The sequence below is a fragment of the Glaciihabitans sp. GrIS 2.15 genome (assembly GCF_035984695.1).
GTDB lineage: Bacteria > Actinomycetota > Actinomycetes > Actinomycetales > Microbacteriaceae > Lacisediminihabitans.
The window spans coordinates 160,855-180,533 of record NZ_JAXCHU010000005.1 but is presented as its reverse complement, the minus strand read 5'-3'; the positions used below and the strand labels follow the sequence as shown (position 1 = coordinate 180,533).

The window sequence follows — 19,679 nt, the reverse complement described above, 5'->3', positions numbered from 1 at the left end:
AGGCCGGCAGAGAACTTTTTCTGTCGGCCTTTCCGCACCCATTGCTACGGTGTACAGCTATGTAGGTGCAACTGCAAGCTCCTGAGTCCACCGCCGTACTCGAAAGGGCACCATGTCAGATTTCTTCAACTGGATAGCGACGCTCCCCGCGTTGGTCCAAGTCCCCCTCGTGGTCGGTGCGTTCGTCGCTGTGGTCGCGGTCATCCTCTTCTTCGTCGAGATCGCCCCGCGTTCCGGGCGCCGTTACACGATCATCCGCCTCGCGGTGTGCGTCATCGCACCGCTTGTCATCTTCCTATTCCTCGGATCGGTGGCGTGGGCCGCGGCGGCCGCCGCTGTCCTCGGTGGTCTCTTCTTCATCCTCGACTATCGCGCGAAGAAGGGGGCGGGCTACCTCATGCAGCTGGTGGGTTTCCTCGCCCCGGCGCTGATCCTGCTCCTTGTCGGCCTTGTCTACCCGACGATCTTGACGACGATCGCCGCATTCCAGAACAACCGCGGTAACCGATTTGTCGGCATCGAGAACTTTGTCTGGATCTTCACTCAGCCGACCGGTATCCGGGTCGTGTTTAACACTGTCATCTGGGTGCTCATCGTTCCGGCGTTCTCGACCGCGATCGGGCTCGCGTACGCCGTCTTTATCGACAAGTCGCGCGGCGAGAAATTCTTGAAGATCCTGGTCTTCATGCCCATGGCGATCTCGTTCGTCGGTGCCTCGATTATCTGGAAGTTCGTCTACACCGCGAGGCCGGCGGGAGAAAACCAGATCGGTCTTCTCAACCAGCTGGCCGTGCTCTTCGGTGGGCAGCCGACCGACTTCGTGTCCATCTCGCCCTGGAATACGTTCTTTCTGATCGTTGTGCTCGTCTGGATCCAGACCGGATTCGCGATGGTCGTGCTCTCGGCGGCCATCAAGGGCGTGCCGACCGAGCAGCTGGAGGCCGCGGAGCTTGACGGCACGAACGCCTGGGAGCGGTTCATCAATGTGACCGTGCCTGGCATCCGGTCATCCCTCATAGTCGTGCTCACCACGATCTCGATCGCGTCTTTGAAAGTATTCGACATAGTGCGGACCATGACGGCCGGTGCCAACAGCACGAGCGTCATCGCCAATGAGATGTACACGCAGTGGAAGGGGTTTGAAAACGGACGCTCGGCTGCGTTTGCGCTGGTGCTCTTCGTACTGGTCCTACCCATCGTCATCTACAACGCACGGCAGATCCAGAAGCAGAGGGAGATCCGATGAGCGCCGTTACGCCTATCGACGTACCGATCGACGCAGCAACCCGACGCGCTCTCGGGCGGGGTGAACTCGCGGCAGAGCGCAGCATCACCAAGCGCACCAAGAAACGCCTGACCAGTCGCGGGGCGACGATCGCGTCTCTCATCATCGCCCTCCTCTGGACGGTCCCCACCTTCGGGCTCTTCATCTCCTCGATTCGTCCGGCTGCCCTGATCAACACCACCGGGTGGTGGACCATATTCCAGAACCCCGGGCTCACCTTCGACAACTATTCGCAGGTTCTGAAGGCCGGCAACAGCCAGCTGAACCTCGGACAGGCGTTCATCAACTCGATCGCAATCACGCTCCCGGCGACGTTGATCCCGCTCACCATCGCGAGCCTTGCGGCCTACGGGTTCGCCTGGATGAACTTCCGTGGCAAGAACTGGATGTTCATCGGGGTGTTCGCGCTTCAGATCGTGCCACTGCAGATGGCTCTCGTGCCCCTCTTGAGCCTCTTCTCCCGCGGCTTGAGCATCGGCGATGTGCAGTTGTTCTCCGGGTTGAACGCGAGTGGCTCCTATACCCAGGTCTGGATCGCTCACACGATCTTCGGGCTCCCTCTCGTCATTTTCCTGCTCCATAACTTCATTGCGGAGTTACCCGCAGAGCTGATCGAGGCAGCGCGCGTGGATGGGGCGGGGCACGGGCAGATCTTCTTCCGGATTGTGCTCCCGCTCACCATGCCGGCGATTGCGTCGATTGCGATCTTCCAGTTCCTCTGGGTCTGGAACGACCTGCTGGTGGCACTGGTCTTCGCTGACGGTCAGGTTGCACCGATGACGAAGTTGCTCGCGGAGATCACCGGTGGGCGCGGCCAGGACTGGCAACTCCTGACCTCGGGAGCATTCATCTCGATCCTCGTTCCATTGATCGTGTTTTTCGCGCTCCAGCGGTTCTTCGTGCGCGGCCTGCTCGCGGGCAGCACCAAGGGTTGACACATCCGCTCGCGCGCCGCTGTGGCATCGGCGTGAGGGTCGGGGCTCCCACCGCGAGCGAGTTTCGCCGAGGGCGAATCCGCACGGGAGTATCAGCGTGCGTGCGTAAAGTGATCGAGTGAGCGGAATGCACGGCGGAAGCACCCCGGTGGGGCGAATGGGTAAACAGCGCACCCGCATCAGCGGCTCCGATGCTGATGCCCAGAAGGCCGAGAATGCGGATGCCCCGCGCATCCCCGACCTGCTCGCCCGCATCGCCCAACTGTTTCAGCCTCACCGTCGGGCGCTCGGAGTCACGGCGGTGCTGGTGATCATCAGCGCCGGACTCACCGTGGTGCCCCCGCTGCTCACCCGGCAGGCCTTCGACGTCGGCCTGTTCCCGCCCTCCGGCCGGCCGAACTTCCCGGTGCTCCTTGAGATTGTCGGTCTGATGATCGTGATCTACGTCGCATCCGCGGGCCTCGGAGTCTGGCAGACCTTCCTCACCGCCACGGTCGGCAACCGGGTGATGGGCGCGCTGCGGGTGCGGCTGTTCGGGCACCTCCAGAAGATGGAACTCGCGTTCTTCACGCGGACCAAGACCGGCATCATCCAGTCCCGGCTGCAGAATGACGTTGGCGGTGTCGCGAGCGTGCTCACCAATACGGTGGCGAGCGTGCTCGGAAACACGGTGACGGTCGCGGCTGCCTTCGTGAGCATGCTGGTGTTGTCGTGGCAGCTCACGATCGTGGCGGTGATCCTCATGCCGATCCTCGTGATCGCCCAACGCCGGGTAGGGCGGGTGCGCGCGAAGATCGCCACGAAAACGCAGGAGTCGCTCAGCGACATGACCGCGATTACGCAGGAGACCCTGTCGGTATCCGGCATCCTGTTGGCCAAGAGCTTCAACCAGCAGGCCACGGAGGTCGCCCGCTACAGCGACGAAAACGATAACCAGATCCGGCTGCAGGTGCGCGAGCAGATGAGTGGCCAGTGGTTCTTCGCGATGGTGCAGATCTTCCTCGCCATCATTCCTGCTGTGATCTACCTCTGCACTGCCTGGCTGCTTTTTCACAATGTCGCGGTCACGGCCGGCACGATTGTCGCCTTCACCACCGTGCAGGCACGGCTCATGTGGCCGCTGCTCGGACTCATGCGCGTGGCCCTCGACCTGCAGACTTCGCAGGCGTTGTTCTCCCGTATTTTCGAGTATCTCGACCTGCATCCCGCGATCTCGGATGCGCCGAACGCGCATCCGGTCGATACCGCCGAGCTGGGGCGTGTGCAGTTTGAGAACGTCGTCTTCTCCTATCCGGACTCGGGGGATGACACCCCGCCCACCCTCAAGGGCGTCTCGTTCTCGATCGAGCCCGGCCAGTTTGCGGCCTTCGTCGGGCCATCGGGAGCCGGAAAGACCACGGTGTCCTACCTCATCCCGCGTTTCCACGACGTCACCGGCGGCCGAATTCTGTTTGCCGGCACTGACGTGCGTGAGCTCGAGCAGGACTCTCTAGTGGCGAACATCGGCATCGTGAGCCAGGAGACCTACCTCTTTCACGCCACGATCGCGGAGAATCTGCGTTACGCAAAACCGACGGCCACGGACGCCGAGCTCGAGCGGGCGGCGCGGGCGGCTAACATCCACCAGACCATCGCCTCGTTCCCGCTGGCCTACGACACCGTGGTGGGCGAGCGGGGTTACCGGCTGAGCGGCGGCGAGAAGCAGCGCATCGCTATCGCCCGTGTGCTGCTCAAAGATCCACGAGTGCTGATTCTCGACGAGGCCACCAGCGCTCTCGACTCGATTTCTGAGCGAACAGTGCAGGAGGCTCTTGATACGGCCTCGGCCGGTCGAACCACGATCGCCATCGCACACCGACTGTCCACGATCGTCTCGGCCGATGTGATCTTCGTGGTCGATGGCGGGCGGATCGTGGAGCAGGGAACTCACGCAGAGCTCACCGCCGCCGATGGTGTGTACGCCCGCCTATACCAGCAGCAGGTGGCGCAGCGCTGATCTACCCGCAGGGCTCGCTGGTAAGTTGGGGGCACTATGAAGTTCGCCAATAGCGTGATCGACCTTGTCGGCAATACTCCTCTCGTGAAGCTCAACCGGGTGACGGATGGCATCGCCGCTACCGTTCTCGTGAAGGTGGAGTACCTGAACCCCGGCGGGTCGTCTAAAGACCGCATCGCGACGCGCATCATCGATGCTGCGGAGCGGGACGGCCTGCTGAAACCCGGTGGCACGATCGTCGAGCCCACCTCCGGCAATACCGGCATCGGGCTGGCCCTCGTGGCCCAGCAGCGTGGCTACCGGTGTGTCTTCGTGCTGCCCGACAAGGTGGGCGAGGAGAAGCGCAACGTGCTGCTGGCCTACGGTGCCGAGATCGTGGTGACTCCGACCGCGGTGGCGCCGGATAGCCCCGAGTCCTATTATTCGGTGTCGGATCGGCTGGCCCGTGAGATTCCGGGCGCTTTCAAGCCCAATCAGTATGCGAACCCCAACGGGCCGTTGAGCCACTACGAGACCACCGGGCCCGAGATCTGGCGGGATACCGAAGGGGAGATCACCCACTTCGTTGCCGGCGTCGGCACCGGCGGCACGATCAGCGGAGTGGGCAAGTACCTCAAAGAGGTCTCGCACGGTGCGGTCACCATCATCGGCGCCGACCCGGAGGGTTCGGTCTACTCGGGCGGCACCGGTCGCCCCTATCTCGTCGAGGGAGTGGGAGAGGACTTCTGGCCAGAGGCCTACGACGGTTCCGTCGTCGACGAGATCATCGCCTCCTCCGATGCCGAGTCCTTCGACATGACACGGCGCCTTGCCCGGGAGGAGGGACTGCTTGTCGGAGGGTCAAGCGGCATGGCCGTGGCATCCGCCCTCAAGGCCGCACGCACGCTGCCCGCGGACGCGGTCATGGTCATCCTGCTCCCGGACGGCGGGCGTGGCTACCTCAACAAGATCTTCAGCGAGAAGTGGATGCAGTCCTACGGCTTCACGCAGGTCTCCGACGAGAAGACGGTCGCCGATGTCGTCGGCCATAAGACCGGCATGCTGCCCGCCCTCGTGCATGTGCATCCCTCTGATACGGTTCGCGACGCCATCCAGATCATGACCCAATACGGTGTGTCGCAGCTGCCGGTGCTCTCGGCCGAGCCGCCGGTCGTCATTGGCGAGGTGGTCGGGGCGATCGAGGAGAAGAGCCTGCTTGAGCAGGTATTCAGCGGTGACGCGAGCATGACCGACCCGGTCGGGAAATTTATCGGGGCCCCGCTGGGCTTGATTGGTGTGCACGAAGCGGTGAGCGCCGCGCGTGCCGCATTCGGTAAAACGGATGCCCTGCTCGTTACCGAGGACGGCAAGCCCATCGCTGTCGTCACGCGTCACGACCTGCTCACCTTCCTCTCCGACTGACCCGTCGGCAAAAACGCCTCCGCAAAAGAAAAGATCCCCGTGACCGACTTCTCCACTCGCGCCATCCACTCGGGCCAGGCCTTCGACCCGCTCACCGGTTCGGTGATCCCCCCGATCTATCAGACCTCTACCTTTGTGCAGAAAAGCATCGGTGAATTGCGCGGCGGCTATGAGTACGCCCGCAGTGCCAACCCCACTCGGGACTCGCTGCAGCAGCTTGTCGCCGACCTCGAGGGAGCAAAGCACGGCTTCAGTTTCGCCTCGGGTCTCGCCGGGGAAGACACCCTCCTTCGGTCCATCCTCGCGCCGGGTGACCACGTGATCATGGGCAACGATGTCTACGGTGGAACGCATCGACTGGTCAACCGCGTCTTTGTGCCCTGGGGGATCGAACTCGACACCGTGGAGATGACCGACCTCGATGCGGTGCGTGCGTCGATCCGTCCGAACACCCGGGTGCTCTGGGTGGAGACTCCGAGCAATCCGCTGATGAAGATCAGTGACATCACCGCGCTCGTGGAGATTGGGCACGCCGCCGGGGTCATCGTGGTGGTCGACAACACCTTCGCGTCTCCCTATTTGCAGAACCCGCTCGCGTTCGGGGCGGATGTCGTCACACACTCGACCACAAAATATCTCGGTGGCCATTCCGACGTTCTTGGCGGCGCCGTCGTGCTGAACGACGACGAGCTCGCGGAGAAGCTCGGCTTCCTGCAGTTCGCGATCGGACCGGTCTCCGGTCCGATGGATGCCTGGCTGACCGTGCGCGGAATCAAGACGCTCGCCGTTCGGATGGATCGGCACTCTGCAAACGCGCAGGCGATCGCCGATGCGCTGGTCGGGCATCCCGCCGTCAATCGCGTGTACTACCCTGGCCTTGCCGGCCATCCCGGTCACGACCTCGCCGCTCGCCAGATGCGGGGGTTCGGTGGGATGCTCTCCGTCGCGCTCACCGGAGGGCCAACTGTGGCCCGCGCATTCGCCGAGTCGACGGAGGTCTTCCAGCTGGCCGAATCCCTCGGCGGCGTCGAGTCGCTTATCGGGTACCCGTCGGAGATGACCCACGCGTCGGTGCGCGGCACTGCGCTCGCCGTGCCGGAGAACCTCGTACGCCTGTCGGTTGGCATCGAGGGCGTCGACGACCTCGTCGCTGATGTTCTCGCTGGCCTGGATCGCGCCACTGCCTGATCGCTGAGGATGGCCGCACGCAGCAGGCCAAGAATGTCCTCGCGATGATGGGCAAACAGGCACCGACATCGACAGGCTATCGGGCAGATAATGGAAATATTCCATTTGCGGCATGTATCACCAAGGAGCAACTCGGCCGACGCGCTTGCCCGGAGGAACGGAATGTCCTGAGTCGCGCCGACCGGTGAACTGTGGGTCATAATGGTGTCGCCGCGCGGCGTTTTATGTTCGTGCGCCACAGTTCATCACGCAGTCGAGGAAGCTGGATACCCCCGTCCATGGAACCAGTGAAGGTTCGCGCCCCCAGTATTCGCGATGTCGCGCGGATCGCTGGCGTGTCTTACCAAACGGTCTCGCGCGCGCTCAACAACTCCGAAAACATCCGCACAACAACGAAAGATCGCGTGTTCGAGGTAATCGAACAGCTCGGCTATCGGCCCAACCAGGCCGCTCGTGCGCTGGTCACCAGTCGATCTCGCACGATCGGCGTACTCACCTCACAGGTCGCGAACTATGGTCCGGCGACCAGCCTCGCCGCGATTGAAGAGGCCGCTCGAGATGCCGGTTACCTGATCACGACCACGAGTCTGGCGGCCACCGACTCCGAGGCGATCCACGATCGGCTCGAGTACCTGTTGAGCCAGGCGATCGAGGGACTGGTCGTCATTGCTCCGCAGATGCGGGTCTTCAACGCCATCCGCGATCTGGACATCCGGCTGCCGCTCGTCACGCTCGATTCAACCGGTGCCGACGGTCAGCACAGCCTTTCCGTCGACCAGACTTCCGGCGCGCGGCTGGCCACCAGGCACCTCATCGAACTCGGCCATCGCAAGATCCTGCATCTCGGTGGACCCCAGGATTGGATCGAAGCGGAGGCGCGCATGACGGGTTTCCTCGATGAGTTGATCGAGGCGGATCTCGACGTGCGCGCGCCGATCCTGGGGGACTGGACCTCGGACTTCGGCTACCGGGCCGGGAGCGAGCTCTCGAGGTATCGCGATTTCACCGCGGTGTTTGCGGCCAATGACCAGATGGCGCTCGGCCTGATCCACGCTTTCCGCGACGCGGGATTGGATGTTCCGGGTGACATCAGTGTCGTCGGGTTCGATGACGTACCGGATGCCGCCCACTATTGGCCGCCGCTCACCACGGTGCGCCAGGATTTCGCCGAGATAGGCCGTCGTTCCGTGGCCATGCTTCTCGCGGAATTGAACGGCAAGTCACGCCTCGGGCACGAACCGATCTTCCCTGAACTGGTGGTTCGAGCCTCAACAGCTCCGCCTCGACGGTAGTCCGGCGGGCCTTCATGTGGCAGATGGTGCAGGAATGTGACCGCTCTCATTTTTGCATAACGGTTGCGTTAACTTCTTGACGACAAGGCCTGGCATGATGCACCCTCGTATTCATGTCTGCACCATCGCAACTGCTCCCACGTGGTGCCCGAAACCCCGGGTCACAGTCGGCGTTGCGCGAACTCAACCAGCAGAGAATCATCGATGCCCTGTTGGGAAGCGGCCCGCTCACGCAGGCGGAGCTCGCCAGGCAGACCGGACTCTCCACTGCGACGGTGTCGAACATCGTGAAGACGATGACGGCGATCGGATCGCTGGAGACCGAGCCGACGACGAGCTCCGGGCGCAGGGCGTTGCTCGTGCGGCTCTCCAACAACGGCGCTGTCGCCGTCGGGATTGACTTCGGGCGTCGGCACCTGCGGATCGTGCTCGCCAGCCTCGGGTTCACCGTCGTCGCCGAACGATTCGTGGAGCTGCCCCTCGGCCACCGGGCCGAAGAGAGCATCGACCGGGCGTCGCAGCTCCTTGCCGCGCTGCTCGAAGAGCATGATGTGAAGCCCTCCGCCGTGCTCGGAGTCGGGGTCGGAATCCCCGGCCCGATCGACCAGCGCACCGGCACCGTCGTGCAGGGCGCCATTTTGCCGGAGTGGGTGGGCATCCACCTGCTCGAGCTTGAAAAACGCCTGCACTTCCCCGTGGTCTTCGACAATGATGCCAATCTCGGGGCGCTCGCTGAGGTCACCTGGGGGCCACACAACACCGTGGATAACCTCGTGTTCGTGAAGATCGGCAGTGGCATTGGCGCCGGCCTCATCCTCGGCGGCCACCCGTTCTCCGGCAGTCTCGGCATCACCGGTGAGATCGGGCACGAGACCATCACCGACAACGGTGTGGCGTGCCACTGCGGCAATCGGGGATGCCTCGAGACCGTGGCATCCACCTCGGTGATGATGGCGCTTCTCGGCACCAGGGCTCCCGTCTCGACCGCCGACATCGTGCGCAACGCCCTCTCGGGCGACTCCGCAACGCTGCGGGTGCTCGATGACGCAGGAGCGGCGATCGGACGCGGTCTCGCCAGTATTGCCAACCTGATCAACCCAGAGGTGATCGTGATCGGGGGGCCGCTCGCCGGCCTCGACCAGATCCTGCTCGACCCGATCCGGCGGGGGCTGCTGCGTCACGCGGTGCCGAGCGTCGGCGAAGCGACGGGCCTCGTGATGTCTTCACTCGGCGATCGGGCCGAGGCGCTCGGCGCAGCCTCCCTTGTGCTGCAGTCGCCTGGGCTCCGCCGAGCGTGATTGTTTCCGAGTCGTTACGCGTTCGTTGCGTTCACAACTTGACGACAAGGCGGCAAACAAGGTTTAGTCTGTTAGCGGGTCATTTCTTCCCCCTAACGAGACAAGGTAGTCCGGCGTGAAACCTCAGGCGAGACTCGCAGTTGTGAACGTACACAACCCGCGCTTTCGAGCGATTCAGGCCACCCCTGTGGAGGTGTCCGGTGGCGAGTGAGCCGATCATCCTAGAAATGCGTTCGATCACGAAGGAGTTCCCCGGAGTCAAGGCGCTCGACAGGGTGTCGCTGGTCGTCAAGGCGGGCGAGATCCACTCCATCTGCGGCGAGAACGGCGCGGGAAAGTCCACGTTGATGAAGGTGCTTTCGGGGGTCTACCCATACGGCACGTACGAGGGTGACATTGTGTTCCAGGGGCACGAGTCCCGGTTCAGGAACATCGGTTCGAGCGAGGCCGCTGGTATCGTCATCATCCACCAGGAGCTCGCGCTTATCCCGCAACTCTCCATCACCGAGAACATCTTCCTCGGCAACGAGCCGCGTCGATTCGGTGTCATCGACTGGGTGCAGGCCAAGAAGCGCGCGATCGACCTTCTTGCCCGCGTCGGCCTCGATGACGACCCCGACACCCAGATAAAGAATCTCGGTGTCGGCAAGCAGCAACTCGTCGAGATCGCGAAGGCGCTCAATAAGTCCGTGAAGCTGCTCATCCTCGACGAGCCGACGGCCGCCCTCAACGAGGCCGACTCCCAGCACCTGCTCGACCTGATCCTCGGTCTGAAGGGCCGAGGCATTGCCTCGATCATGATCTCCCACAAGCTCAATGAAATCGAACAGATCTCGGATTCGATCACGATCATCCGTGACGGCAAGACAATCGAGACACTCGACGTCAAGGCTGACGGGGTTGACGAGGATCGCATCATCCGCGGCATGGTCGGGCGCATACTCGAGAACCGCTTCCCCGACCGCAACGCCGAAATCGGCGAGGTGTTTTTCGAGGTCAGGAACTGGACAGTGCAGCATCCGCTCAGCGCCGAACGGATGGTGGTGAAGAACTCCAGCTTCGTCGTGCGGCGCGGTGAGGTGGTCGGGTTCGCTGGCCTCATGGGCGCCGGGCGTACCGAGCTCGCGATGAGCCTGTTTGGTCGGTCCTATGGCAATTTCATCTCCGGCCAGGTCTTCAAGGACGGCAAGGAGATCAAGCTTCGCAACGTGAGTGAGGCAATTGAGCACGGCCTCGGCTATGTGAGTGAAGACCGGAAGGCGCTCGGGCTGAATCTGCTCGATGACATTCAGGATTCGGTCGTTTCGGCGAAGTTGTCCAAGATTTCCAGGCTGTCGGTGATCGACAAGGTAGAGGAGCACCGGGCAGCCGAGCTCTACCGCAAGAGCCTTCGGATCAAGGCTCCGCGAGTGGAAGAAGGGGTCAACAAGCTTTCGGGAGGTAATCAGCAGAAAGTCGTGCTGGCCAAGTGGATGTTCACCGACCCGGACCTCCTCATTCTCGACGAGCCGACCCGCGGAATTGATGTGGGCGCGAAGACAGAGATCTATGGCATCATCCGCGACCTCGCCGCCTCCGGTAAGGGCATTATCCTGATTTCTTCTGAGCTCCCGGAGCTGCTTGGGGTGTCCGATCGCATCTACACGATCTTCGAGGGTGCGATCACGAGCAACATGTCCGCCGACGAAGCAAATCCCGAAATTCTGCTGAAAAGCATGACTTCCGCGAAGAAGAAAGTTAACTCCTAATGAGCGCAACTCCCGAAGCCCCGAAGACGGGCTTCCAGCTCCGCGACCTCGGCAAAATGTTCGGAAGCGGTTCGAATGGACGCCAGGTCGGCATCCTCGGAGCTCTCGTCGTCATCATCATTTTCTTTCAGGTTTTCACGAAGGGGCTTACCCTCGACCCGACAAACCTGATCAATCTCGTCAATCAGAACGCCTATGTGCTGATCCTTGCCATCGGAATGGTGATGGTCATCATCGCCGGCCATATCGACCTCTCGGTCGGATCCATCGCGGCCTTCGTCGGAATCATCGTTGCAACCTCAATGGCGAGCTGGCACTTCCCGCCGTCAATCGCAATCCTTCTCGGGTTGGCGATGGGAGCCGTCATTGGCGCTTGGCAGGGTTGGTGGGTCGCCTATGTCGGCGTCCCGGCCTTCATTGTGACGCTCGCGGGGATGCTCATATTTCGCGGGGCGAATCAGTTCTTCGGTAACTCCACCAGCGTCACGGTGCCGGATGCGTTCACCTACATCGGGGGAGGGTTCATCCCTGACTTCGGCCCGAACACGAAATACAGCAATGGCACGTTGCTGCTCGGACTGCTCATCGCCGTCGTGATTGTCGTTCAGGAATGGCGAGCACGTCGAACGCAGACCGAGATGGGTTCGGAAAAAGCCCCACTGTGGGTGAGCGGGGTGAAGATCGTCATTCTCGAGGCGGTTGTCGTTTCGGCCACGCTTTTGTTTGCCGGCGGTCGGCTGGGAACGAGTTTTCCCGTTTCCGGAATCATCCTCGGAGTCCTCGTTTTGGTTTACTCGTTCATCACCCGCAATACGACATTCGGACGACACGTCTATGCCGTCGGCGGCAATTGGCACGCCGCCGAACTCTCCGGAGTCAAGATCAAGCGCATCAACTTCTTTGTCATGATGAACATGTCGGTGCTCGCCTCTGTTGCCGGCATGATCGGTGTGGCTCGCGCCGGAGCTTCTGGTCCTGGCGACGGGGTTGGTTGGGAGCTAGACGCGATCGCCGCTGTCTTCATCGGTGGAGCCGCCGTGGCCGGTGGAATCGGAACGATCGTCGGGTCGATCATCGGTGGTCTGGTCATCGCCGTGCTTAACAACGGCCTCCAGCTCCTCGGTGTGGGTATCGACCGGGTGCAGATCATCAAGGGTCTGGTTCTCCTCATCGCTGTGGGCGTGGACGTCTACAGCAAGAAACAGGGTCGGCCGTCATTGATCGCGATCTTCGTGCGCGGTCCCAGGTCGTCCTCTGGTGGCGTCGCCCCGTCGTCGGCGCAAATCGATCGGCCATCCATTGCTCCAACCGACAGCGCGGAGGAGTCTTCGCGCCCACAGTCCACTACGCCGAATTGATCGTTCTCGCGTAGTCCCTGGAGACGATGGCTGTCTCCAGCTTTTCACTGCACTACCTATGACAAGAGAAAGCGAAGCAAATCACATGCGCAAAATCGTAATCACAACCGTGGCAATTGCCGGGGTTGCCCTCATGGCCCTTTCGGGCTGCTCGTCTCGCGACGCTGGCGCCGGAACCTCCGGCGCTCCGGCTGCGGGTTTCAAGGCTGGATCCACAATCGGTGTTGCACTTCCGGACAAGACCTCGGAGAACTGGGTTCTTGCCGGAAAGCTTTTCACTGACGCGATCACGAAGGCCGGATTCAAGGCCGACGTGCAATACGCACCGGCGACGAATACCGCAGCCGAGCAGGCTAACCAGGTATCAGCGATGATCACCAAGGGTGACAAGGTTGTTGTCATCGGGGCCAAGGACGGCAAGCAGCTCGGCCCGCAGACGAAGGCCGCAGCAGCCGCCGGCACGAAGGTCATCGCCTACGACCGCCTGATCCAAGACACCAAGGACGTCGACTACTACGTCGCCTATGACAACGAGAAGGTCGGCGAGCTGCAGGGCCAAGCTCTTCTTGACGGAATGAAGGCACGCTTCCCCGACGCTAAGACCTACAACGTGGAGCTGTTCTCCGGATCATCGGATGACGCGAACGCTCCGGTCTTCTTCAACGGTGCCATGAAGGTGCTCGAGCCGAAGATCAAGGACGGAACAGTCAAGGTTGTCTCTGGCCAGACCGATATCAAGCAGACGGCAACAGCTGGATGGCTTGCACAGAACGCTCAGACCCGCATGGATACCCTCCTCGCGGCGAGCTACTCGGGCACTGTGTTGAACGGTGTGCTCTCCCCGAATGACACCCTCGGCCGAGCAATCATCACCTCGATCAAGGCCGCCGGAAAGGCGATGCCGGTTATGCCGGTCGTCACCGGACAGGACTCGGAAGCTGCCTCGATCCCGCTCATCATGTCGGGTGAGCAGTACTCCACCATCAACAAGGACACCACCAAGCTTGTTGAGCACACCCTCGAAATGATCAAGGATCTAGCCGCTGGCAAGACCCCCCAGACCAATTCGACCGACTACAACAACGGTGTCAAGGTCGTTCCGACCTACCTGCTCCCGCCGGAGCTCGTCACCAAGGACAACGCTGCGAAGTCTTACGCGAACAACCCGACCCTCCTGGCGCTCGTCAACAAGTAGTCCGCCTCGATAGTCTCGAGTCCGGCCCCGCGGTTTCGCGGGGCCGGACTTTTTCGTGCTTGGAGGTCTCTTCGTGTGTCCGCGCGTTCGAAATGCAGGACTACCTGTGACGGTTGTGAACGGGAGTGGTGCATTCGTCACTCCTGTCACAGGTAGTCCTGCATTTCACTCAGGAACTGGGCAGGGCCGGGGCGCGTTCGCTCGGTGCGGCGGGATGCGGTCGAGCCGCTGCGATTCGGAGAATTCGGACGGGGAGCTCGCGGTGGCTTGGCCGATGAGCGCGGTAGCTGGATCTCAGGAGTGAGTCCGGCACGGCAGGTCCGCGGAGGCCGGACTTTTTGTGTCAGCAGCTCTCCTCGTGTGTCCGCCGGTTCGAAATGCAGGACTATCTGTGACGGATGTCACCGGGAGTGGTGTATTCGTCACTCCTGTCACAGGTAGTCCTGCATTTCATGCAGCAACTGGGCAGGGGCAAGGTCGCTGGCCGATGAGCGCGGCACCAGTTCTCACGGGTATGTCTAGCCACGAGTTTTCGCGTAGGCCGGACTTTTTCGTGCCAGCGGCTCTCGTCGTGTGGCTTGCGGTTCGAAATGCAGGACAACCTGTGACGGATGTCAACGGGAGTGGCGCGTCCGTCACTCCCGTCACAGGGAGTCCTGCATTTCGCGCAGCATTCGGCCGGCACCGGGCCAGAGTGCGGGCGAGTAGGTGCGATTCTGCGGATTCGGTCGGGGATGTCGCAGTCGCTGGCCGATGGGCTCGGAGACCGGTTGGCGTGAGCGGGTGAGCGGGTGAGCGGGTGAGCGGGCAGGTGGGCAGGTGGGCGGGTGAGTCCATGCGATCGAGACGTATCCGTGACCGAGTACTGGCATCAAGCTGTTGTGCGCTCCGGTGCTGACCGGCTAGTCTTGTGAAGAAATGTGACCGCTGACATCTCGCAAAATGTGATCGCTAACATTCACTGAATATTTCCGGAAGCAATCCCGGCCGTACCCGCCGCCCGACAAAGGAGTCCCCGAGGTGAATTCCCCCACGCCCGATGGCGCCGCCGAGCACTACGTCATCGGAATCGACTTTGGCACCCTCTCCGGCCGAGCGGTCGTCGTGCGCGTCTCGGACGGTGCAGAGCTCGGCACCGGCACCCACGACTACCCTCACGCTGTGATGGACACCGTGCTGGCGTCGAACGGAGCGCTCCTGCCGCCGGACTGGGCGCTGCAGGTGCCCGCCGACTACGTCGAAGTACTGAAGAACGCGGTTCCGGCCGCCATCGCGGCATCCGGAATCGACCCGGCGCAGGTGATCGGCGTCGGCACCGACTTCACGGCAAGCACTCCCCTTCCGGTCATCGCCGACGGAACACCGCTCAACGAGATCGCCGGCTATGAGAACCGTCCCCATGCCTACGTGAAACTCTGGAAGCATCACGCCGCGCAGGGCCAGGCCGACCGCATCAACGAGCTTGCTGCAGCGAGGGGCGAATCCTGGCTGCCGCGCTACGGCGGCCTCATCTCGAGTGAGTGGGAATTCGCCAAGGGACTGCAGCTGCTCGAAGAAGACCCCGATCTCTATGAGCGCATGGACCACTTCGTCGAGGCCGCCGACTGGATCGTCTGGCAGCTCACCGGCCGCTACATCCGCAACGCCTGCACCGCCGGGTACAAGGGCATCCTGCAGGATGGCGCGTATCCGAGCCGCGAATTCCTCGCCGCGCTCAACCCGGCTTTCGCAGGCTTCGCGGAAGACAAGGTCGCCCACGAGATCGGCCAGCTCGGGGCATCCGCCGGCACGCTGTCGAAGCAGGCCGCGGCCTGGACCGGTCTGCCAGAGGGCATCGCCGTGGCTGTCGGCAACGTCGATGCCCACGTGACGGCCCCGGCAGCCCAGGCTGTCGAGCCCGGCCAGATGCTCGCCATCATGGGAACCTCGACCTGCCATGTGATGAACTCCGACGTGCTTACCGAGGTGCCAGGCATGTGCGGCGTCGTCGACGGCGGCATCGTCTCCGGGCTCTACGGCTACGAGGCCGGGCAGTCCGGTGTCGGTGACATCTTCGCCTGGTATGTGAAGAACCAGGTGCCGGCGAGCTACTTCGAGGCAGCGGATGCCGCGGGCCGAAGCATCCACGAACACCTCACCGAGCTCGTGAAGCACCAGCCGGTCGGCGGCCACGGGCTCATTGCACTTGACTGGCAGAGCGGTAACCGCTCGGTGCTCGTGGACCACGAGCTCAGCGGTCTCGTGCTCGGCACGACCCTCGCGACACGGCCGGAGGAGATCTATCGGGCACTGTTCGAGGCGACGGCCTTCGGCACGCGCACGATCGTAGAGACCTTCGCCGAAAGCGGGGTTCCGGTCACCGAGTTCATCGTGGCCGGTGGGCTCCTGCGCAATCCCTTCCTCATGCAGGTCTACAGCGACGTGCTGCGGATGCCGATCTCGATCATCGCGAGCGAGCAGGGTCCGGCGCTCGGCTCGGCCATCCACGCCGCAGTCGCCGCGGGCGCCTACGACACTGTTCTCGAAGCAGGCAAGGCGATGGGCAAGGTGAACCGCGCTGTCTACACCCCGGATGCCGAAGTGGCCGATTCCTACGACCTTCTCTACGCGGAATACACACTGCTGCACGACTACTTCGGACGCGGTGGTAACGCAGTGATGCACCGGCTAAAGGCGCTCAAGCGCGATGCGGCCGCAACAACCAGCAAAAAGATTCTCGAGGCAAACAGCGCATGAGCACGATCGAAGAGAAGGTCCTCGCCGTACGAGCCGACGTCGCGAAGCTGCACGAAATGCTCGTGCGCTACAACCTCGTGATCTGGACCGGCGGCAACATCTCCGGCCGCGTCCCCGGCGCAGACCTCTTCGTCATCAAGCCGAGTGGCGTCGAGTACGACGACCTCACCCCCGAAAATATGATCCTGTGCGACCTCGACGGCACCGTTATCGAAGGGGAGCACTCGCCCTCGAGCGATACCGCAGCGCACGCCTACATCTACCGCACTATGCCGGAGGTCAACGGCGTCGTGCACACCCACTCCACCTACGCGACCGCGTGGGCGGCCCGCGGCGAAGCGATCCCGTGCGTGATCACCGGCCAGGCGGACGAGTTCGGCGGAGAGATCCCGGTCGGCCCCTTCGCCATCATCGGCGACGACTCGATCGGACGCGGTGTTGTTGCCACCCTCACCGGCCATCGCTCCCGAGCGGTGCTGATGCAGAACCACGGTGTCTTCACCATCGGATCCAGCCCGCGGGATGCTGTCAAGGCCGCGGTCATGGCGGAGGATGTCGCGCGAACAGTGCACATCGCAAAACAACTCGGCGAGCTCATCCCCATTCCCCAGGCCGCGATCGACGCCCTCTTCGACCGGTACCAGAACGTGTACGGCCAGGCAGCGAAACCAACCACAGCAGGAGCAGACGCATGAGCCGCAGCATCATTCCCGACCTGAAGTCGTACACGGTCTGGTTTCTCACCGGAAGCCAGGGGCTCTATGGCGAAGAGACCCTCGCGCAGGTCGCCGAGCAGTCGCGGGCCATTGCCGATGCGCTCGGGGTGGCGGCCGAGATTCCGGTCACGGTGCAGTGGAAGCCGGTGCTCAAGGATTCGGAGTCGATTCGCCGGATGGCCCTCGATGCCAACGCTGATGACACTGTGATCGGTGTCATCGCCTGGATGCACACGTTCAGCCCGGCCAAGATGTGGATCACCGGCCTCGACCTGCTGCGGAAGCCCCTGCTGCACCTGCACACCCAGGCAAACGTCGAGCTGCCCTGGGCAACGATCGACATGGACTTCATGAACCTTAACCAGGCCGCCCACGGCGACCGGGAGTTCGGCTACATCCAGACCCGTCTCGGAGTCGCCCGCAAGACAGTCGTCGGCCACGTGTCGAATCCCCGGGTCATCTCTCAGATCGCGACCTGGACCCGCGCCGCCGCCGGCTGGGCGGCCACCCATAACCTCAAGCTCGCCCGTTTCGGCGACAACATGCGCTTCGTTGCGGTGACCGAGGGTGACAAGACCGAGGCCGAGCTGCAGTTCGGCGTCCAGGTGAATACCTGGGGGGTCAACGAACTCGTCGAGGCAGTCGATGCCGCGTCCGAGGCGGATGTTGACGCTCTCGTCGAGGAATACGAAGACCTGTACGTAGTGGCCCCTGAGCTCACAAAGGGTGCAGAGCGCCACGAGTCGCTCCGCTACGGCGCCCGTATCGAACTGGGCTTGCGCAGCTTTCTCGAGGCTGGCGGCTTCAGCGCGTTCACCACCAGCTTCGAAGACCTTGGCGGCCTTCGCCAGCTTCCGGGTCTCGCGGTGCAGCGTCTCATGGCCGACGGCTATGGCTTCGGTGCAGAGGGCGACTGGAAGACCGCCGTACTGGTTCGGGCGGCAAAGGTGATGGGCGCCGGCCTACCGGGGGGCGCCTCCCTCATGGAGGATTACACCTATAACCTCGTGCCGGGGCAGGAACTCATCCTCGGCGCGCACATGCTCGAGGTCTGCCCGTCGCTCACCACGGCTAAGCCGAGCCTCGAGATTCACGAGCTCGGTATCGGTGGCCGGGACGCCCCCGTACGCCTCGTTTTCGATACGGATGCCGGCCCGGCCGTCGTCGTTGCGCTGAGCGATATGAGGGACCGGTTTCGCCTCGTGGCCAATGTCGTCGAAGTGGTTGAGCTGCCGCATCCGCTGCCCAAACTTCCGGTGGCACGCGCCATCTGGAAGCCGGCACCCGACCTCGCGACGAGTGCCGCGGCCTGGCTGACGGCGGGAGCCGCGCACCACACGGTCATGTCGACCGCACTCAGCCTCGAGGTCTTCGAGGACTTCGCCGACATCGCGAAGAACGAACTCGTGGTGATCGACGAGAACACGAAGCTGCGCGAATTCAGCCGCGAATTGCGCTGGAACCAGGCCTATTACCGACTGGCCGCAGGGCTCTAACGGGCCTCGTATCAGCAATCCGCTAGCCTACGAATCGTGGCGAACATCATGGAGGTGGCACGGCTCGCCGGCGTCTCCCACCAGACCGTGTCCCGGGTGCTCAACAACGAAAACACGGTGCGCCCACAGACCCGTGCAAAGGTGGAGGCGGCGATCCGGGAGCTGCGTTACCGACCCAGTTCCGTGGCACGGGCGCTCGCGACCCGCAAGACCCACACCCTTGGGCTCGTGAGCACCGGCAACCCGCTCTACGGTCCCGCGAGTATCGCGCTTGCCTTCAACGGCGCTGCGCGGCAGGCCGGTTACCAGGTCATCACCGCGAGCATGGCGGATGCCGATCGTCACGAGATCCTGCAAGCCATCGACGTGTTGTTGAGGCAGCAGGTCGAGGCGATCGTTCTCATCGCCTCGGACTACTCGTCAATCGAGGCGATCGACGGTCTTGAGCTCGAAATACCGCTAGTAACCGCAGACTCGAGCGGACACGGCAGCTTTCCTAGCGTCTCGATCGACCAGTTCGGAGGCGCGGAGTTGGCTACCGCCTATCTCGCAGACCTCGGACACCGGGACATCCTGCACCTCGCGGGGCCCGAAGGATCGCTCGATGCCAGGGAACGCGAACGTGGCTGGAGGAGTGAGCTGGCGCGGCGCGGCCTGGTCGTGCACGAACCGGAGCACGGCGACTGGACGGCAGACAGTGGTCGCACCATCGGAGAGCGGCTCAGCGCCGCGGGCTTTAGTTCCGCGATCTTCGTTGCGAATGACCAGATGGCGCTCGGTCTGCTTCACGCGCTCGATGATCACGGCGTCGCTGTGCCGTCAGCCGTGAGCATTGTGGGCTTCGACGACATCCCGGAAGCGGCGCATTTCTCTCCTCCGCTTACCACCATCCGGCAGGATTTCACTGAGCTCGGGAAGCGGATCATGGGCACGGTATCGTCTGTGCTCGATGGACGCGTCGTCACCGACCCGGTGAAGACCACGCCCTTTGTGGTGGAGCGCGCATCGGCGGTTCGGTTCTAGTCAGCGCACTCT

Annotated in this window: 14 protein-coding genes; all 14 read left to right on the top strand. The window is 62.9% G+C overall.

Annotated elements, in window-relative coordinates:
* The first annotated feature begins 112 nt into the window (after positions 1–112).
* The 14 genes from RCH11_RS09220 (at position 113) to RCH11_RS09155 (ending at position 19,667) form a co-directional block, all read left to right on the top strand.
* Positions 113–1,246, top strand: a complete 1,134-nt coding sequence (locus tag RCH11_RS09220; protein WP_327056697.1) for a carbohydrate ABC transporter permease — start codon at positions 113–115, stop codon at positions 1,244–1,246.
* Positions 1,243–2,220 carry a carbohydrate ABC transporter permease gene (locus tag RCH11_RS09215; protein ID WP_327056696.1) on the top strand — a complete coding sequence of 326 codons (978 nt, stop codon included), beginning with the start codon at positions 1,243–1,245 and terminating at the stop codon, positions 2,218–2,220. The genes RCH11_RS09220 and RCH11_RS09215 overlap by 4 nt, the downstream gene beginning before the upstream one ends.
* 127 nt (positions 2,221–2,347) lie before the next feature.
* Positions 2,348–4,216 (top strand): ABC transporter ATP-binding protein, encoded by a 1,869-nt coding sequence (locus RCH11_RS09210; RefSeq protein ID WP_327056804.1) that lies wholly within the window; start codon positions 2,348–2,350, stop codon positions 4,214–4,216.
* A 36-nt stretch (positions 4,217–4,252) separates the two neighbouring features.
* Positions 4,253–5,617 (top strand): cystathionine beta-synthase, encoded by a 1,365-nt coding sequence (locus tag RCH11_RS09205; protein ID WP_327056695.1) that lies wholly within the window; start codon positions 4,253–4,255, stop codon positions 5,615–5,617.
* Positions 5,618–5,650: 33 nt separating this feature from the next.
* Positions 5,651–6,805 (top strand): cystathionine gamma-synthase, encoded by a 1,155-nt coding sequence (locus RCH11_RS09200; protein ID WP_327056803.1) that lies wholly within the window; start codon positions 5,651–5,653, stop codon positions 6,803–6,805.
* A 278-nt stretch (positions 6,806–7,083) separates the two neighbouring features.
* Entirely contained in the window at positions 7,084–8,097 is a 1,014-nt protein-coding gene (locus tag RCH11_RS09195; protein ID WP_327056694.1) for a LacI family DNA-binding transcriptional regulator, read from the top strand.
* A 113-nt stretch (positions 8,098–8,210) separates the two neighbouring features.
* Positions 8,211–9,395 carry an ROK family transcriptional regulator gene (locus tag RCH11_RS09190; protein ID WP_327056693.1) on the top strand — a complete coding sequence of 395 codons (1,185 nt, stop codon included), beginning with the start codon at positions 8,211–8,213 and terminating at the stop codon, positions 9,393–9,395.
* 227 nt (positions 9,396–9,622) lie between these two features.
* The gene (mmsA, locus tag RCH11_RS09185; protein ID WP_327056692.1) at positions 9,623–11,143 is read left to right on the top strand and encodes a multiple monosaccharide ABC transporter ATP-binding protein; all 1,521 of its coding nucleotides are present in this window, start codon (positions 9,623–9,625) and stop codon (positions 11,141–11,143) included.
* A complete protein-coding gene (gene mmsB / locus RCH11_RS09180) occupies positions 11,143–12,501 on the top strand; it encodes a multiple monosaccharide ABC transporter permease (RefSeq protein ID WP_327056691.1) in 1,359 nt (452 codons plus the stop codon). Before mmsA ends, mmsB begins: the two co-directional genes overlap by 1 nt.
* Positions 12,502–12,586: 85 nt before the next feature.
* On the top strand, positions 12,587–13,696 hold the full coding sequence (locus RCH11_RS09175; RefSeq protein WP_327056690.1) for a sugar-binding protein: 1,110 nt from the start codon (positions 12,587–12,589) through the stop codon (positions 13,694–13,696).
* Between the two features lie 1,020 nt (positions 13,697–14,716).
* Entirely contained in the window at positions 14,717–16,432 is a 1,716-nt protein-coding gene (araB, locus tag RCH11_RS09170; protein ID WP_327056689.1) for a ribulokinase, read from the top strand.
* A complete protein-coding gene (locus tag RCH11_RS09165; RefSeq protein WP_327056688.1) occupies positions 16,429–17,127 on the top strand; it encodes an L-ribulose-5-phosphate 4-epimerase in 699 nt (232 codons plus the stop codon). The genes araB and RCH11_RS09165 overlap by 4 nt, the downstream gene beginning before the upstream one ends.
* Entirely contained in the window at positions 17,124–18,644 is a 1,521-nt protein-coding gene (araA, locus tag RCH11_RS09160) for an L-arabinose isomerase (protein ID WP_327056687.1), read from the top strand. The genes RCH11_RS09165 and araA overlap by 4 nt, the downstream gene beginning before the upstream one ends.
* Positions 18,645–18,680: 36 nt before the next feature.
* The gene (locus RCH11_RS09155) at positions 18,681–19,667 is read left to right on the top strand and encodes a LacI family DNA-binding transcriptional regulator (protein ID WP_327056686.1); all 987 of its coding nucleotides are present in this window, start codon (positions 18,681–18,683) and stop codon (positions 19,665–19,667) included.
* Positions 19,668–19,679 lie beyond the last annotated feature (12 nt).

Excerpts from the sequence above, each read along its gene's own strand:
- RCH11_RS09175 (WP_327056690.1), top strand. The coding sequence starts at position 12,587 with ATGCGCAAAATCGTAATCACAACCGTGGCAATTGCCGGGGTTGCCCTC.
- RCH11_RS09220 (WP_327056697.1), top strand. The coding sequence starts at position 113 with ATGTCAGATTTCTTCAACTGGATAGCGACGCTCCCCGCGTTGGTCCAA.
- mmsB (WP_327056691.1), top strand. The coding sequence starts at position 11,143 with ATGAGCGCAACTCCCGAAGCCCCGAAGACGGGCTTCCAGCTCCGCGAC.
- RCH11_RS09190 (WP_327056693.1), top strand. The coding sequence starts at position 8,211 with ATGTCTGCACCATCGCAACTGCTCCCACGTGGTGCCCGAAACCCCGGG.
- RCH11_RS09195 (WP_327056694.1), top strand. The coding sequence starts at position 7,084 with ATGGAACCAGTGAAGGTTCGCGCCCCCAGTATTCGCGATGTCGCGCGG.
- RCH11_RS09165 (WP_327056688.1), top strand. The coding sequence starts at position 16,429 with ATGAGCACGATCGAAGAGAAGGTCCTCGCCGTACGAGCCGACGTCGCG.
- RCH11_RS09210 (WP_327056804.1), top strand. The coding sequence starts at position 2,348 with ATGCACGGCGGAAGCACCCCGGTGGGGCGAATGGGTAAACAGCGCACC.
- RCH11_RS09205 (WP_327056695.1), top strand. The coding sequence starts at position 4,253 with ATGAAGTTCGCCAATAGCGTGATCGACCTTGTCGGCAATACTCCTCTC.
- araA (WP_327056687.1), top strand. The coding sequence starts at position 17,124 with ATGAGCCGCAGCATCATTCCCGACCTGAAGTCGTACACGGTCTGGTTT.
- RCH11_RS09215 (WP_327056696.1), top strand. The coding sequence starts at position 1,243 with ATGAGCGCCGTTACGCCTATCGACGTACCGATCGACGCAGCAACCCGA.
- mmsA (WP_327056692.1), top strand. The coding sequence starts at position 9,623 with ATGCGTTCGATCACGAAGGAGTTCCCCGGAGTCAAGGCGCTCGACAGG.